The organism is Tenacibaculum profundi, assembly GCF_057162725.1.
The window spans coordinates 3329051-3343517 of the sequence record NZ_CM169894.1 but is presented as its reverse complement, the minus strand read 5'-3'; the positions used below and the strand labels follow the sequence as shown (position 1 = coordinate 3343517).

Genomic DNA, 14467 nt, shown 5'->3' with positions numbered 1-14467 from the left:
TACACAAAACGTTATGTGCAATAAAAAATAAAAATAATGCTAAAACTTCCTAATACACATATTCTATTTCTATTAATAATTTTAGTGTCTTGTAATACAAATAAAAAAAACATAAAACAGTCGACTGAAAAACTAGAAAATCTAACAACAGAAGTACTTGATCTTATGAAAGAAAACAAACTATCAGGAATGAGTATTGCTGTAATTGATAACTACGAGATCATATGGAGTAAAGAGTATGGTTACAAAGAAAACGGATTAAAAAATGAAATTAATAAAAATACAGCCTATTCGACCGCTTCTATTACTAAAGCAATAACCGCAACAACTTGTTTGATTTTAGATGAAGCTAAAAAAATAGACATTGACCGCCCAATTAGATATTATTTAAAGAGATGGTCACTGCCAAAGTCTAAATATTTAGAAAAAACGGATTTAACAATTAGACACTTATTATCTCATACAGGTGGCACTTCGCATAGCGGATATGCCGATTTTTATGAAAATGATGCAATCCCTTCTTTGACGCAAATCCTAAATGGAGAGGGCCTTCCCAATTACGATAAAGGAATTGAAATACTTTTTGAGCCTGGAACAGACGTTTATTATAGTGGTGGTGGATATGTGATTATACAGATGGCTTTGGAAGATACTTTAAACAAACCTTTCAAAGATATTGTGAAAGAAACCATTTTTCAACCCTTAAAAATGAACCATACAACATTGATCCAGCCAAATGAGAGAGGTTTTTCGAAAAATGTAGCCAAAGTCCATAACATAGAACAACAAATCATTCGGACGGGATTACCTATTTGCCCTCAACTCGCACCATCTGGTACTTGGAGTACAGCAAAAGATTTAGCTTTATTTGCAATAGAAACACAAAAGGCATTAGGCGGACAAAAGACCAAAGTAATTAGTTCCGAAGTTGCAAAAGAATTAAGCACAATAGTTACCTATAAGTATGCAGGTGGTGGTGCATTAGGCTGGCAGCGTTCCTATGGATTTGGTAACTTAGACTGGTTGACAATAATGGGTCAAAATACAGGTGTAGGTGGTGAGATAAATATTTCAATGAAAGACGGTAAAGGAATCGTAATGTTGGCTAATGGAGAAACAAAAAACAGATTGCCAGTATTTGTTTTCTTGCGTTCAAAAGTAATAAATCAACTGAATTGGAGAGAAGATATTAAATTATCTATTATTCCCTTAGATGATACTTTCGAAAAAAATGTAGTAGGGAGTTATTTGGATTTTATGTACGGAAACTTTGAGGAAACAGTTTCCATTGAAAATGAAAATGGGGAACTCTATATTACGTCTCAAATTCTCAAGTTATTAACAGGAAAACCAAAAAATAAAATGTATCACTTAGGAGAATATGTTTTTAAAATTGAAAATTATCCTAATTTAATCACTTTTGAGAAATCAAATAATGAAATAAAAACTATAAAAATTCATCGTTTGAAAAATGAAAGAGAAGATAAGAAATGGAGAATTCCAATTGAGACTTTAAAAACAGTAAAAGTTAAATTAGTTGAAGCTTTCTCGACTTCAGATTTTACAGAAGCAAAGCAAACCTATAAAAAGATAAAAAATGATGAAACTGAATATGATTTCTCGAATAGCTTGTTAGAATTAGGTGTAATGTTTTACAAGAGAAATGATATTGAAAAAGCTATTGAAATTCTTGAATTTAATCATAATGAAAATCCAGAAAGTACAGATGCCATTTGGGTTTTAGCACAAGTAAATGAACGCATAGGAAATAAGAAAGAAACCTTAAAGTATTATCAACTACTTCTGCCAAAGTTACAAGACAAAAAAGATAAAAATGAAATTAAGATCAAAATTGAATCTTTGAAATAGAATCAAGATTTATTGATAAAAAAATTAAAATACATAACAAAGTGTAAAATAATAAGGTTTTATTGCCTAAAAAAAAGTTCAGTACTTTTTACAAAGTCCGCAAAATTTATAATTTTGCTAAGATTAACCGAATAATAAGCATTCCAAAACCCCTTACTATTCTTACAATTAACGTTGTAGCTAATTAAAATAATCTCTAAAATGGAACTCATACAACGTCCTATATTATTAGAATCTGAAAAGCTTGAGATTTTTGATTTATGGAACAACGAATATCCTGAAAGGTTGTCTTTTAATTCTATTAAAGAATTTGAGGTATACCTCAATGATCTGAATGAACAGAGGCATCTACTTTTAATTAATTCAGAACGTAAAGTTAAAGGTTGGTACTTTGACTTTAAGCGAGATAACGAAAAATGGTTTGCAATTATTTTGGACTCAAAGCTTCATGGAAAAGGATTTGGAACTAAACTACTTGAACTCGCTAAACAGCAAGAAAATGAATTAAATGGTTGGGTAATTGACCATAATAAAGACAAAAAGAAAAATGGTGAGTTATACAATTCACCTTTGAACTTTTATCTAAAAAATGGATTTAGAAAATTGACAGCAAATAGATTAGAATTAGAAAAAATTTCTGCTGTAAAAATAAGATGGGTGAATGAAACTAACTACAACATCACCTAAACTGCATTAAAACGTAACTTAGCCAAAACGTTAGCAGTAATATAAAAAAACATTATTCTAATAATTAAACATTTAAAAAAACTATTCTTTGGACTTTTATTTATTTCAACTTCGTTTTGTTCTTCACACAGCAGAAAAGAGCAATCGACACAATTATAATTAAAAAACTAATTCTTCAAACATTCAACGAAAAAGATGTAATTGGAGCTTCTATAATTATCGTGAAAAATGAAAAAGTATATTTCGAAAAAGGATTTAATTTGATTAAAAAGTCTGGTTCTAAAATGACACCAAAAACGGCATTTGGAATAGCATCGATGACAAAATATTTTACTGGTTTTACTATAATGTAGCTTTCAGAAAAAGGGCCAATTGATTTAGATGAAAAAGTAACCCTTTACTTACCAAGTTTCAAAACTTACAACGCAAATTATTCTAACCAAATAAAAATTAGAAATTTATTTTATCATTCAAGCGGGTTTTTCACAACTTGATGAAAACAAGTCTTGGAATTTAAAAGATATGAGCGAAAACGCTTTGGATAGGGTATTAGACTATGAAAATGTAAAGCTAAAAAAATAAACCAAACGAAAATCAACTATATTCTAATGCTAACTATCACATTTTAGTATTAATTATAGAAAAAGTATCAAAACAATCATTTGAAAAATATATCAAAGCTAATATTTTAGAACCACTGGAAATGAATAATACCTTTTTTTGGTTATCCAAATTCAACAAATGATACTATTGAAAATCCAAATAGATTAAGTTACAAGGTTAGATGTTTAAGGTGCAAACACTATAACAAATGCAGATGAAAAAGAAATAAATAGGTTTGAAAAATTTGATATTGTTTTAAATAATGCTGGTTACGCTTTAATGGGTACATTTAAATTTACAACAAAAGAAAACGTAGCAAGACAGCTTGATGTTACAAGAACAATATTACCTCATTTCAGGAAGAATATAAATGGAATATTCACTAACACATCTTCTATAGGATGTAAAACAACATTCCCTTTGTTGCAATCTTTTACGCTACAAAACACACTATTGAAGGTTTTTATGAATCATTACATTATGAATCAGAGCCTATTGGTGTAAAAGTAAAAATTATAGAGCCAAGAGGAATTAATACCGATTTTAGTGGTCGTGGACTGGATTTTCGTCACAATGAAAACTTAAGTGAATACTATGAATTTGTATTCAAAGTAATGAATATATTTAATGAAAGAATAGAAGAAGATTCAATTGGTACTCCAGAACAAGTAATTTATGTAATTTTTAAAACTGTAACGGACAATACCGACACACTAAGATATGGAGCTGGGGAAAATGCTGAACAATTCTTTTAATAGTAAGAAAAATGCTAAGCGATTCAGAGTTTATTGACTTGATAAAATCTAATTTTAATATTCAGAATTAAAATAAAGCGCATATGTTTATAAAACAATAGAATACTTAATCTTTTTTAAAAATAGAAAAGCATTGTAAAATAAAAATTACAACTAAATATATCGATTTTTAGATTGGATATTCTTCAAAAAAGATAAATTTATTTAATACAAATCAGAGATATTTTAAAGGTTTTAAATACGATAGTTTACTATCAGATTAACTTATAACACAATGATTTTTCAAAAAAATTAAACAATTTTTAGAATCTAATGAAACTCAGCAAATAAGTATCCTTTTATGAGTAGTAAAAGATAACGAAGTTTGAACAATTGATTTTCATCGGAATAAAGAAAGAATAGTTCAAAAAAGTACTTTATTAAACCTATTTCGTTCTACGATCCAATTCGCTTCATATAGTTTTTCAAAAAACCATATAATTTTATTCTCAAATAAAATCACATGAATATTTTATTTCAATTGTTACCCCATAATAACAATACAATAAATTAATTATCAAATCAATTAAAAAGGATATTTATGTAATTGACTCGTCCAAAACGACAGTTTAAAAGAATTACCAATTTATTTAGTCTTTTCTATAAGTACCTTTAAAGACAAATAACATATTCGTTAATAACAAAAAAAATATTATGTCAGTTGAAAACGCAACAAAAAATTTTGAAGAAAACAAAGCAAAGTATGAAAGTGAATACTCAGATGATAACTTTTGGAATAAAATAAAAGATGTTTTTCAAAGAGCTGGAATTAAAGTTATTTATCAAAGTTTAAAACTTTACTATGCTTACAAAAGAGAAGAAACTCCAATAATGGCAAAAACTACTATCATTGGAGCACTTGGCTATTTTATAGCTCCAATCGATGTTATTCTTGATGTAACACCTGTGGTTGGTTATTCTGATGATTTAGCTGTATTAGCAACAGCATTAGTTGTTGTTGCAGTTCATATTGATGCTAACGTAAAAAAGAATGCGGAAAACAAACTTAGCGAGTGGTTTGGTGACTACGATAAAAAAGAGCTACAATAAGGTATTTAAAGGTTCTAAAATTTAAATTTTAGAACCTTTAAATTATAAGCTTTTAGTTACTAGCAACTTAAATTTTATTATTAATAAACAGTCAAATTCACTTTCTACAAAACTACTCGCTCATATTAATTAATCAAGTGTTTTAAAATTTTATAAGTCTTTAAACCTGTAAACAAACTACTTATATATGTTTTCTATTCTACCTCAACTCAAAGAAACACCTCCTTTCATTTATTTTTTGACTACCTTTAAAAGTATATAACAGTTTCAATTATTTGTTATTTTCTTCCCAGATTCTTTAATTAATTCATCAATATACCATCCAATGAAATCTAAAAGGACTTCGTTCAAGTGTGTGCCAAAAAGAATACTCATACCTTCATTGTCTCTCTCAACCAAATTGAAGTTAAAAATATTGTAGCTATTTAGTTTATTAAACGTTAAAATTATAATCAAAAAAAAAGGAAGTTTTATATAAATCTAAAACCTATGAAGGAATATGGACTTATGGAAATCCGTTAATAGGTTTATTTATTACAAAATCAAAAAAATAATATAAGAATCGTTTTATTCCAAAAACAAAAAGATGAACTAACTGATGAAATATGTTGGGATAAATACTACTACTTACCTTTTTAAAAATATCTACGGATACTTTTAAGACCGTTTTTTTCGATAAACACAACTCCCAAAAATCACATAATATTGAAAAAAGTAAAAAGGACTAGATAAACAGTAATTAATACACAATTAAATAAATTCTTCTGTTTAATTTCAAAAAAAAATATAATAATTATGAATAAATCAATCAATTTCAAGAATTACTTCGCTTTAATTTTAGCAATAGCTATGCTATTTACAACTTGTAGAGATGATAATACTGACCCCTGCACAACCAATACTTCAATGGAAAAAAGCACAGGATTCGTAACAAAAATTAAAGAAAATCATTTTAGTATATATTCAGAGATAATTATTGATGCTTCTCCTGAAGCGGTATGGAGTGTTTTAACAGACTGGAATCACATGCCCAACTGGAGCTCCTCTTTACAAGGTATTTCAGGAGATATCACTAATGGAGGAAAAATACAAGCTACTTTTTTAAATGAAAATGAAACAATTGATTTTCCTCATGTATTAATTTTAGTAGAGGGAGAGCGATTTGGATGGTCTGATCAAACATCGCCTCCTTTTGATGGATTTATTGATAATCATCAATACATAGTAGAAAAAATATCTGATTGCCAAACAAGATTTATTCAGTCTGATGAATATAATGGTGAAGGAAATGACATATTTACTGCAGAGAGCGCTGCTAATTTTAGTTTACCCTTATTTATAACTTTTAATACTGAACTAAAACAAGAAGTTGAGAGCATTGAATAAAGAAAGATAAACTACGAAAAATTTAAATACATTATTTTTCGTAGTTTATTTTTCATATATAATTTTAATAAAAAATTAAACTTTATGATAATTTCAATATTCTATAATATCTTGGTAGGATAGGTTTGTAATAAAAAAACAAATAAAGTAATATTTGAGAAAAGAAAAACATTAATATGACCGAACAGAAGACTTTAATTTTAATTTAAAAATATACAAATTATAAAAACTAGTATTTGATTTATTTTTTCGAAATTGAAGCTATCCAATACGTAAAGTAATTACATTATTATATAAATCGACTAAAAATGATAATCAATTTAAAAGTACTGAATGTTAATGTGATCCTATCTTCTTTTATACCTTCGTTTTAAAAAACCTCGTCTTTTACGTAAAATAAATTTTATTCCTAAACCTGCTGCTGTAAGGCTTACCGTTGTACCTCCTAATAAAAGTAGTATCATAACAATATCCCATAGTGGACGATTATTGATAAGAAAATGAAAATCCAAGCTATGTAATCCGTGATACAACCAACGCTCAAGTTTGTTCTTAATATCACTTCTCAACAACATTTTTCCATTTGCTGGATCAACATAATATACAATATCATTTTTAGTAGACACCTTATATACAGGTAATTTTTTATTATTGTGTCTGTCATAATAATAATTATCATAGTCTTTAATTTGTTCTATATTATATACGAAATCAACGGTATCTAAATAATTAACTTGTTCTGACAAATCAGCTTCCGAAAGTCTATATGATAAATTACTAAGACAAATAGAACTTGTTAAATTCGTCTGAAATTGAATGGAGAATAACTTCCCTGAAAAAGAAGAAAAATGAGCTTCTTTTACCGATTTAGACATAATAGAGTGCTTAAAATTAGTCCATTCTTCATCGGTTATGTTCTTCAAATAATCAGACCTCCCGTGCCATAATTTTGATCCCTTTGCTGATAATATAGCACCTTGAGACCAATTGAATGGAGACATACTCATAAACCCACTAAAAATCCAAGTACAAATAAATAACCCAAAAACTAAACCTGTGTAATAATGTACATTATACCATTTATTTTTATAACGTTTAAACCTTGCCTTAGGTTTCTTTCTATACCGTGCAACCCCAGTGATAATGCCACTTAATGACATAATGAAGCCAAGTAAAGATAACCAAATACAAAGTTGGCTCCATAATGTTTTACACGAACGAATTTCTTTGAGATATAGCCAATGAGGAATAGGTCCCAACCATGCCCATAAACGATCAGTATATGAAGTTTGGCTTAATACTTCTCCTGTTTGTGAAGAAATATGAACAAAAGTATTTAGATGATCCTTAAATTTTACTTTGTACACAGGAAGATGTTTCAAATATCTAGGACGAGGAATCCACTGATCAACCTTATTAAGAACTGTTGCTATAGCATTTGAATTGATTCCTGTAAAGTTTCTGGCAATTTTTATTGCCAAAGGTTTGTTTATTTTTATGCCTTTTTTGTTATGAGCAAAACGTGAAACCAATTTGCCTTCATTCGTAACTAAATGATAAACCGTTTTTCCTAAAATAGTATTCACTCTCAGAGAGTTGTTACTTTCTTGTTGATACTCTTCAAAAACTATAGAAGGATGAACTAAAGAACTCTCTTCTAAACTTACAACCTGATTATGTTCTATTCTTTTTTTTTGAGAAAGAAAAGGAAAACTTTTATACATCATTACAAAGCCAGACAAAAACCAGATTAAAAACATTATGAAAAAAAATGTTCCTAAATAATGATGTAACTTATATATATCCTTCAATTTCATTAGAATTGATAGCCTAATGACAATTTAAAATTACGCCCCATTCCTGGGAAAAATTGATTTCCATAAATAGCATCAGTAAAATATAATTGATTCGTTATGTTATTAAGATTGAATGCAATTCTGATGCCTACTTTCGTTTTATAAAATATCGTAGCATCCCAGTTATAATAGGAAGGTAACTCAAAACTATTAGCTGAGTCTGTATAATTAGATCCCGTATAATTAACTCCTGAACCACACCCTAATCCTTTCAAACTTTTATTCTGAAAACCATAGCTAATCCAAAGGTTTGCTATGTGTTCCGGTGAGAATCTAAGCTTATTACCTGCTCTAGTTACTTGTAAAGCTATTTTATCAAATGCTCTTACTTTAGCATCAACATATGCGTACCCTCCTTTTATATTTAGTCCTTGAGTAGCTATATATTGTAAATCTACTTCGATACCTCTTGAGTCTGCTTCTCCAATTTGATCAAACTCATCCATTGCATTCCGCTCTACAATATTGTTTTTAACCAAATAAAACCCAGAGATTGAAGCTGAAATTAAAGTAGGCTTTTCCCATTTAATACCTAACTCTGCCTGAAATCCCTTTTCAGGATCAAAAATCGCTCCGTTTGGCGCAATAGTTCTTGAAGGTTTAAAATAATTAGAATAAGAGGTAAATAAACTAATATATTTGATAGGTTGATAGACTGCTCCTAACCGGTAAGTTAAAACTGTAGAAGGAATACTCGTTTGTTCGCCTGATTTTAAAATAGTTCTATCAGGGTTTAGCTGATCTACGTAATATGTTCCAGAAAATATATCGTATCTTAAACCTACTAGTGCCTTTAATTGATCTGAAAATTTCATCCAATTTTGAAAATAGACAGCATTCACTAATTCCTCTCTTACGTTAACCTTTTTATCTATTGGTTCAATATTACCTTGATTAAGAATTGGATTTTGAATAGCAATCGAAGTAAAAGTACCTGAACCGATTACATCTCCACGAAAAGACTTACGTTTAAGAAGACTAAAACTGTATCCAAACAACGATTTATGCTTAATAGTACCAGTACTAAAATTGTAATTTAAATCAAGCTGATTTTGAAGCGTAAAAGTTTTATGATTAAAATAAAAAGGGAATGACCTAGTAAGAGTATCTCGGGTTTTATTAAGCTCCAAAAATTCTGTTGAAAGATAATCTATATTGTCATCAGACAAAGAAAAATGATTACTAAAGCTTAGCTTTTCATTTACATGATGGGTATATTTTAATTGTGTATCAATTCTTTTGTGTTTTAAATAATCTTGAGGGTCATTATAACGCGTTTCTGGATTCATCCCCTCTATAAGAGAACCATCATCATCTACTGGAATACCAGTATCCGTATCATATTGATCATTGTTAGCTTGCAGATAAATCTCTATTCTATCATTTTTTGTAAGCTGGTAATCAAACATCAAAGAGCCATTGTTTGTTACTACACCGAAAGCTCTCCATCCACTACTTCTTGTAATGCCAAAATCAGTACGATAATGGAGGTTTTTAGAAATAGGACCACCAATTCCTAAAGACATTTTATAAGTATCAAATGAACCATATGTAACATTGAAATTTCCTGTTTGAAAATAGGTCGGTTTTTTACGAATAATATTAATGACTCCTCCCAAAGCTGAGTGTCCTAACAATACACTAGCAGGCCCTTTTAAGACCTCGATACGTTCAACATTTGCTAAATTAGTTGATGGGGCACTCGTAGAAAGATTGTGACGCTCGTCTCTAACACCATCAACAAGTAATACAAAGTTGTTAAATCCTCTAATTCGGAAAGTTTGAAACCCTCCATATCTATTAATAGGACGCACTCCTGTAGCACTTTTTAAAGCATCCCCCAAATCTGTTGGATTACGTTCTTCCATTATTCCAGCAGAAATAGCATTGGTTATTAAAGGAAGATCAATGTCCTTCACGGAAAGTTTATTAATCGTTGAAATCTTTTTTCTATGAGCAGTTATAGCTACTTCATTTAGTCTGGTTTCATTGGGTTGTAGATAAATTAATTTTGGAATATCCTTAAGTATGAAAATTCTCTTCATATAATTTATATGTGTAATTATAATTGTGTCTTTGGGACTCCCAATAATCTGGAAACCTCCATGAGTATTAGATGTAGTACCTCTATTTATAGTTTTATTTAAAATACTTGCATTAGTGATCGTATTGTTTGTTTTAGCGTCTACAAGTGAAATTTCTTTGCTTTTTTGGGCGCAAATAAAAAAATGACTAATCAATAATAAAGTGAAAATGATCCTGAACTTCATAACTTTTAGAGAAAATGATTATATAATTATATCCAGTTGAATAATTTGTTACACATACACTTTAATACTCATTTTGAAGGCATACAAACCTATTTTGCTTTCTACTCCGATTATGAATCTGTAAAAATAACTGAGTTGCAAATATGCAAAAAATATATTAATGCAACATAGTTGCATTAATATATTTTTTTAAAAGCTACTTTTAAAAAAATAAAAATCTTGATTTTCAATATTTAATGAGTATTAATAAAATCGAATCAGAAAGAACAAGATCTCATCATTCCTCCTATTTGGATTTAAAATATGGAAAGAATATCTTACAATCTATGGATATATTACCGCCCAATACAAAAACTCTTCGGTATTATTTTTTTTCATGGAGCCTATTGGAAAACTTTGGATAAAAAGTTATTATTTTGTAACAGAATCCTTTTTTAAGGACAACATAACAACTTATGCTCTTAATTATCGACTTATCCAAGCTGTAACGATGAAAACTATTTTAGATGATATCATAATGACCACCCGATGAATACACGAAAATGCATCTAAATATAACGGTAGTTCAAAAAAACATATACTATGTGGATATTCGGCAGGAGGTCATCTTACCTTTATAACCTACTTAATGAATAAAAGCTTAAGCTCAAATATTCTTTCTATTTTAGTCTAAGCGGGATATTTAATTTAACACCAATAAAAAATAGCTATCTAAATAAAATGCAAGAATTAAAAGACAGTGAAGTACAAGTACATGGTTTTAGTATTTCAAATAAAGATCTCTCCGTTATAAAATATCCAGTACTGTTAGGTTTAAGTTCTAATAAAAATTTTTTTTTATTGGTGAATCTCAAGAATTATACCTCAACAACAAACCATCGGTCCCAATAATGCATTATAAAAATAATAAATTGAATAACAATTAAATATATTTCAAATTAGAACAAAGAAACAACCCATTGACACAATTTATTATTAATAATAATGATTCAAAAGCAAAAAAAAGGTTTTATGAAAATCTAATAAATATTTTATAATATCTAGCTAAAAAAAAGAATGGCGATAACGCTTCAAATGTTAATAAAAGATAAATATGGTTAAAAAAAAATTTTAGATCTAATGAAAAAATACTCTAATAATAAAAGCTATAATTTGAAATGTTGGTTCGAAATTGAAGCCAGTTACTCCTCAAAACATCGTTATTATCACAATCTTAAACACATCGAAAAAATGTTATTTGAATTAGATAAAGTTAAATCTAAAATAGTAGATCTTGACAGCTTATTATTTTCAATTTATTATCATGACATTATATACGAGCCAACTCAAAGTGATAATGAATTACAAAGTGTATTGACCTTTGAAAAGAGAATCTAATACATCTTTTATTAATTTGAATAATGTAAAATTCAAATTGAAGCTACAAAAGAACATAATTTTTCAAACAACTATGATACAAATATTTTATTAGATTTGGACTTAATAATTTAGGGCAAAGTCAAAAAGAATATTTGAAATATACTAGAAATATTAGGAAAGAATATAAAATATATCCCGATTTTATATATCGTAAAGGAAGGAAAAAAGTATTGAGTAAGATTCTAGAAAAAGATTCAATTTACAAGACCGATTTTTTCAAAAAGAGATATGAATATCAAGCTAGAAAAAATTTAACTTCAGAACTTATCAAACTAAATTAAAAAAGGTAAAAAAATTACTAAAATGATTAATTCAATTCTAAAAATTCAGTCAAATTCTATCTTATAATTACAACAAGAAAACTAATTAATCAACTTAAAAATACTAGCTTTTTTTTTGTAAAATTGTAAGCCCTATTCTAATTTGCTCATAAGGTATTTTTTCTCCTAAAAACTCAAAATAAGGTTTTAAAGCAACTTCACCTTTCAAAACTTTTTTGGCATTAACAATTTCTTTTAAAACATCTGGTGTTATAAACTTATTCAGGTTAATGTCTTTCCCTTCAAGATATAGTTTAGATAAATGAGAAAAAATAGTGGTTGACTTTAAATTCCTTTTCATAGCTATTTCTTCAACGGTTAAGCCTTCCGTATATAATTTATAAGTTTCTAAAGTAGTATCCTTTCTCTTCTTTTTCTTTTCATTTAAAAAATTTTTAATTTCTTCCATGAATTCTCCTCCATAAACCTCAAGCTTTCGTTCTCCCACTCCACTTATAGATAAAAATTCGTTATCTGTTATTGGCCTAACTTTTTCTATTTCTCTTAAAGTAGCGTCACTAAAAACTAAATAGGCTGCTATATCCTCTTCTTTAGATATTTGATAACGAAGCTGCCTTAATCTTTCAAATAACGTATTATCTGAACGTTCTTTTTTAATTCTTTTAACAACATTTTCTTCCTTTTTAATTACAACAGGACTCGTTAGTTTTATTTTTTCTCCTTCAAAAAGTACTTTCTTTGAAAATTCGGTAAGGTGTAACGCATTATTCAAATGAAATGCTATTTGACAATATCCTTGGTTCATTAATTGAATTAAATAATGCTGCCAATCTCTCCATGAAATCTCTTTACCAACTCCATATGTTTTTAATAATTGGTAGTTCTTATCAATAACGGTAGCGTTTTGCGCTCCCCTTAACACATCAATAACAATTCCCATAGCTTCTTTACCTTTTAATCTATAAATGGCAGATAATGCTTTTTGTGCAATTAATGTACCATCAAAAAACTTTGGAGGATTCTTACATACATCGCAATTATTACAATTTTCTTCTACAAGTTCTCCAAAATAATTTAACAAAATTTTTCGTCGACAGTCAGTAGCTTCTGCAAACTGTTTCATTCGTTCTAGTTTGGCCTCTTGTACCTCTTTATTTCCAGTATTTTCTATAAATTTCCTTAATTGAATAACGTCGGCATAACTATGAAAAAGTAAAGCCTCTGAAGGTAGTCCATCTCTTCCTGATCTTCCAATTTCTTGGTAATACCCCTCTATATTTTTTGGCATATTGTAATGAATAACCCACCTTACATTAGACTTATCTATTCCCATTCCAAACGCTATTGTAGCACAAACAACTTCTACATCATCTTTTATAAAAGCTTCTTGTGCTTCGGCTCTTTTTTCAAAAGAGAGCCCCGCATGGTAGGCAATGGCAACAATATTACTGCTTTTAAGCTTTTCTGTTAGTTGTTCAGTAGTTTTTCTACTTAAACAATAAATAATTCCACATTGATTTGATCTGTCCTTTATAAAATTAATAATTTGTTTTACCCTATCATTTGCTGATCTAACTTCTAAAGTTATGTTCTCTCTGTTAAAAGAGCTAATAAATCGTGTTGCATGAGGAATTGCTAATTGATTTAAAATATCTTCTTGTGTTGCTCGATCTGCTGTAGCTGTTAATGCTACTATAGGAATGTCTGGTAAACTTTTTTTCAAAAACCCCAACTGCTTGTATGAAGGCCGAAAATCATGCCCCCAAGAAGAAATACAATGCGCTTCATCAATCGCAATACAGCTTACATACGTTTGATTAAGTATATTTTGTAGCAGCGGTAAACTTTCTGGGGCTACATATAAAAGTTTAATAACACCTTTTGCAATCCCGTCAAAAACCTGTTCATGTTCTTGCGGTAATTGACTACTATTAAAATATGCTGAAGAAATACCATTTGCTCTTAAACTATCTACTTGATCCTTCATCAAAGCAATTAAAGGAGATATTACAATCGTTATTCCTTTAAAAAACAACGCTGGTAATTGATAACAAATGGACTTACCTCCTCCTGTAGGCATAATAACCAAAGTATCTCTTTTCGCAAGAATATTTTCAATAATTTTTTGCTGTTTTAATCTAAAACTGTCGTACCCGAAGTTAGCTTTAAGCTTTAATAATAATTCTTTTTCTTTAATCTCTGACATAGCGCAAAAATAGTTTAAAAAAACAGTATCGTAAATCAATTATTGA

Annotated in this window: 12 protein-coding genes and 1 pseudogene; 9 read left to right on the top strand and 4 right to left on the bottom strand. The window is 28.7% G+C overall.

The annotated features are described in order from the left end of the window. Window positions 1-36 precede the first annotated feature (36 nt). The 7 genes and pseudogenes from AC2GW8_RS13525 to AC2GW8_RS13495 all read left to right on the top strand — a co-directional run bounded on the left by AC2GW8_RS13525 (window position 37) and on the right by AC2GW8_RS13495 (window position 5003). Window positions 37-1869 carry a serine hydrolase domain-containing protein gene (locus tag AC2GW8_RS13525; protein ID WP_440880404.1) on the top strand — a complete coding sequence of 611 codons (1833 nt, stop codon included), beginning with the start codon at window positions 37-39 and terminating at the stop codon, window positions 1867-1869. Window positions 1870-2070: 201 nt separating this feature from the next. Next, window positions 2071-2556: a GNAT family N-acetyltransferase gene (locus AC2GW8_RS13520; protein ID WP_440880403.1), complete on the top strand. Its 486-nt coding sequence runs from the start codon at window positions 2071-2073 to the stop codon at window positions 2554-2556. Between the two features lie 116 nt (window positions 2557-2672). After that, the gene (locus AC2GW8_RS13515) at window positions 2673-2909 is read left to right on the top strand and encodes a serine hydrolase (protein ID WP_440880402.1); all 237 of its coding nucleotides are present in this window, start codon (window positions 2673-2675) and stop codon (window positions 2907-2909) included. 236 nt (window positions 2910-3145) lie between these two features. Continuing rightward, a pseudogene (locus AC2GW8_RS13510) lies at window positions 3146-3301 on the top strand (serine hydrolase); the annotation flags it as partial. A gap of 137 nt (window positions 3302-3438) precedes the next feature. After that, complete coding sequence (locus tag AC2GW8_RS13505) at window positions 3439-3663, top strand: hypothetical protein (RefSeq protein ID WP_440880401.1); 225 nt, start codon at window positions 3439-3441, stop codon at window positions 3661-3663. Between the two features lie 110 nt (window positions 3664-3773). Then, window positions 3774-3914, top strand: coding sequence for a hypothetical protein (locus AC2GW8_RS13500; protein ID WP_440880400.1), 141 nt, complete (start codon window positions 3774-3776; stop codon window positions 3912-3914). Between the two features lie 693 nt (window positions 3915-4607). Beyond that, a complete protein-coding gene (locus AC2GW8_RS13495; protein WP_440880399.1) occupies window positions 4608-5003 on the top strand; it encodes a YkvA family protein in 396 nt (131 codons plus the stop codon). Window positions 5004-5270: 267 nt separating this feature from the next. Here AC2GW8_RS13495 and AC2GW8_RS13490 read toward each other — a convergent pair whose 3' ends face one another. Next, a complete protein-coding gene (locus AC2GW8_RS13490; protein WP_440880398.1) occupies window positions 5271-5459 on the bottom strand; it encodes a hypothetical protein in 189 nt (62 codons plus the stop codon). Window positions 5460-5798: 339 nt separating this feature from the next. On the opposite strand from AC2GW8_RS13490, the gene AC2GW8_RS13485 reads away from it, so the two are divergent. After that, window positions 5799-6389, top strand: a complete 591-nt coding sequence (locus AC2GW8_RS13485; RefSeq protein ID WP_440880397.1) for an SRPBCC family protein — start codon at window positions 5799-5801, stop codon at window positions 6387-6389. A gap of 347 nt (window positions 6390-6736) precedes the next feature. Here AC2GW8_RS13485 and AC2GW8_RS13480 read toward each other — a convergent pair whose 3' ends face one another. Together AC2GW8_RS13480 and AC2GW8_RS13475 are read right to left on the bottom strand one after the other, a co-directional pair. After that, window positions 6737-8206, bottom strand: a complete 1470-nt coding sequence (locus tag AC2GW8_RS13480; RefSeq protein ID WP_440880396.1) for a PepSY domain-containing protein — start codon at window positions 8204-8206, stop codon at window positions 6737-6739. Continuing rightward, on the bottom strand, window positions 8206-10515 hold the full coding sequence (locus AC2GW8_RS13475) for a TonB-dependent siderophore receptor (protein ID WP_440880395.1): 2310 nt from the start codon (window positions 10513-10515) through the stop codon (window positions 8206-8208). The genes AC2GW8_RS13480 and AC2GW8_RS13475 overlap by 1 nt, the downstream gene beginning before the upstream one ends. Window positions 10516-11634: 1119 nt before the next feature. Here AC2GW8_RS13475 and AC2GW8_RS13470 point away from each other — a divergent pair. Continuing rightward, a complete protein-coding gene (locus AC2GW8_RS13470) occupies window positions 11635-11892 on the top strand; it encodes a hypothetical protein (RefSeq protein WP_440880394.1) in 258 nt (85 codons plus the stop codon). A 426-nt stretch (window positions 11893-12318) separates the two neighbouring features. On the opposite strand, the gene recQ is transcribed toward AC2GW8_RS13470, so the two are convergent. After that, window positions 12319-14421, bottom strand: a complete 2103-nt coding sequence (gene recQ, locus AC2GW8_RS13465; RefSeq protein ID WP_440880393.1) for a DNA helicase RecQ — start codon at window positions 14419-14421, stop codon at window positions 12319-12321. Between the last annotated feature and the right edge of the window lie 46 nt (window positions 14422-14467).

What these genes read in the sequence shown, in the direction of transcription:
- AC2GW8_RS13485 (WP_440880397.1), top strand. Translation starts at nt 5,799, where the DNA reads ATGAATAAATCAATCAATTTCAAGAATTACTTCGCTTTAATTTTAGCA.
- AC2GW8_RS13505 (WP_440880401.1), top strand. Translation starts at nt 3,439, where the DNA reads ATGGGTACATTTAAATTTACAACAAAAGAAAACGTAGCAAGACAGCTT.
- AC2GW8_RS13525 (WP_440880404.1), top strand. Translation starts at nt 37, where the DNA reads ATGCTAAAACTTCCTAATACACATATTCTATTTCTATTAATAATTTTA.
- AC2GW8_RS13520 (WP_440880403.1), top strand. Translation starts at nt 2,071, where the DNA reads ATGGAACTCATACAACGTCCTATATTATTAGAATCTGAAAAGCTTGAG.
- AC2GW8_RS13475 (WP_440880395.1), bottom strand. Translation starts at nt 10,515, where the DNA reads ATGAAGTTCAGGATCATTTTCACTTTATTATTGATTAGTCATTTTTTT.
- AC2GW8_RS13500 (WP_440880400.1), top strand. Translation starts at nt 3,774, where the DNA reads ATGAATATATTTAATGAAAGAATAGAAGAAGATTCAATTGGTACTCCA.
- AC2GW8_RS13480 (WP_440880396.1), bottom strand. Translation starts at nt 8,206, where the DNA reads ATGAAATTGAAGGATATATATAAGTTACATCATTATTTAGGAACATTT.
- AC2GW8_RS13470 (WP_440880394.1), top strand. Translation starts at nt 11,635, where the DNA reads ATGAAAAAATACTCTAATAATAAAAGCTATAATTTGAAATGTTGGTTC.
- recQ (WP_440880393.1), bottom strand. Translation starts at nt 14,421, where the DNA reads ATGTCAGAGATTAAAGAAAAAGAATTATTATTAAAGCTTAAAGCTAAC.
- AC2GW8_RS13495 (WP_440880399.1), top strand. Translation starts at nt 4,608, where the DNA reads ATGTCAGTTGAAAACGCAACAAAAAATTTTGAAGAAAACAAAGCAAAG.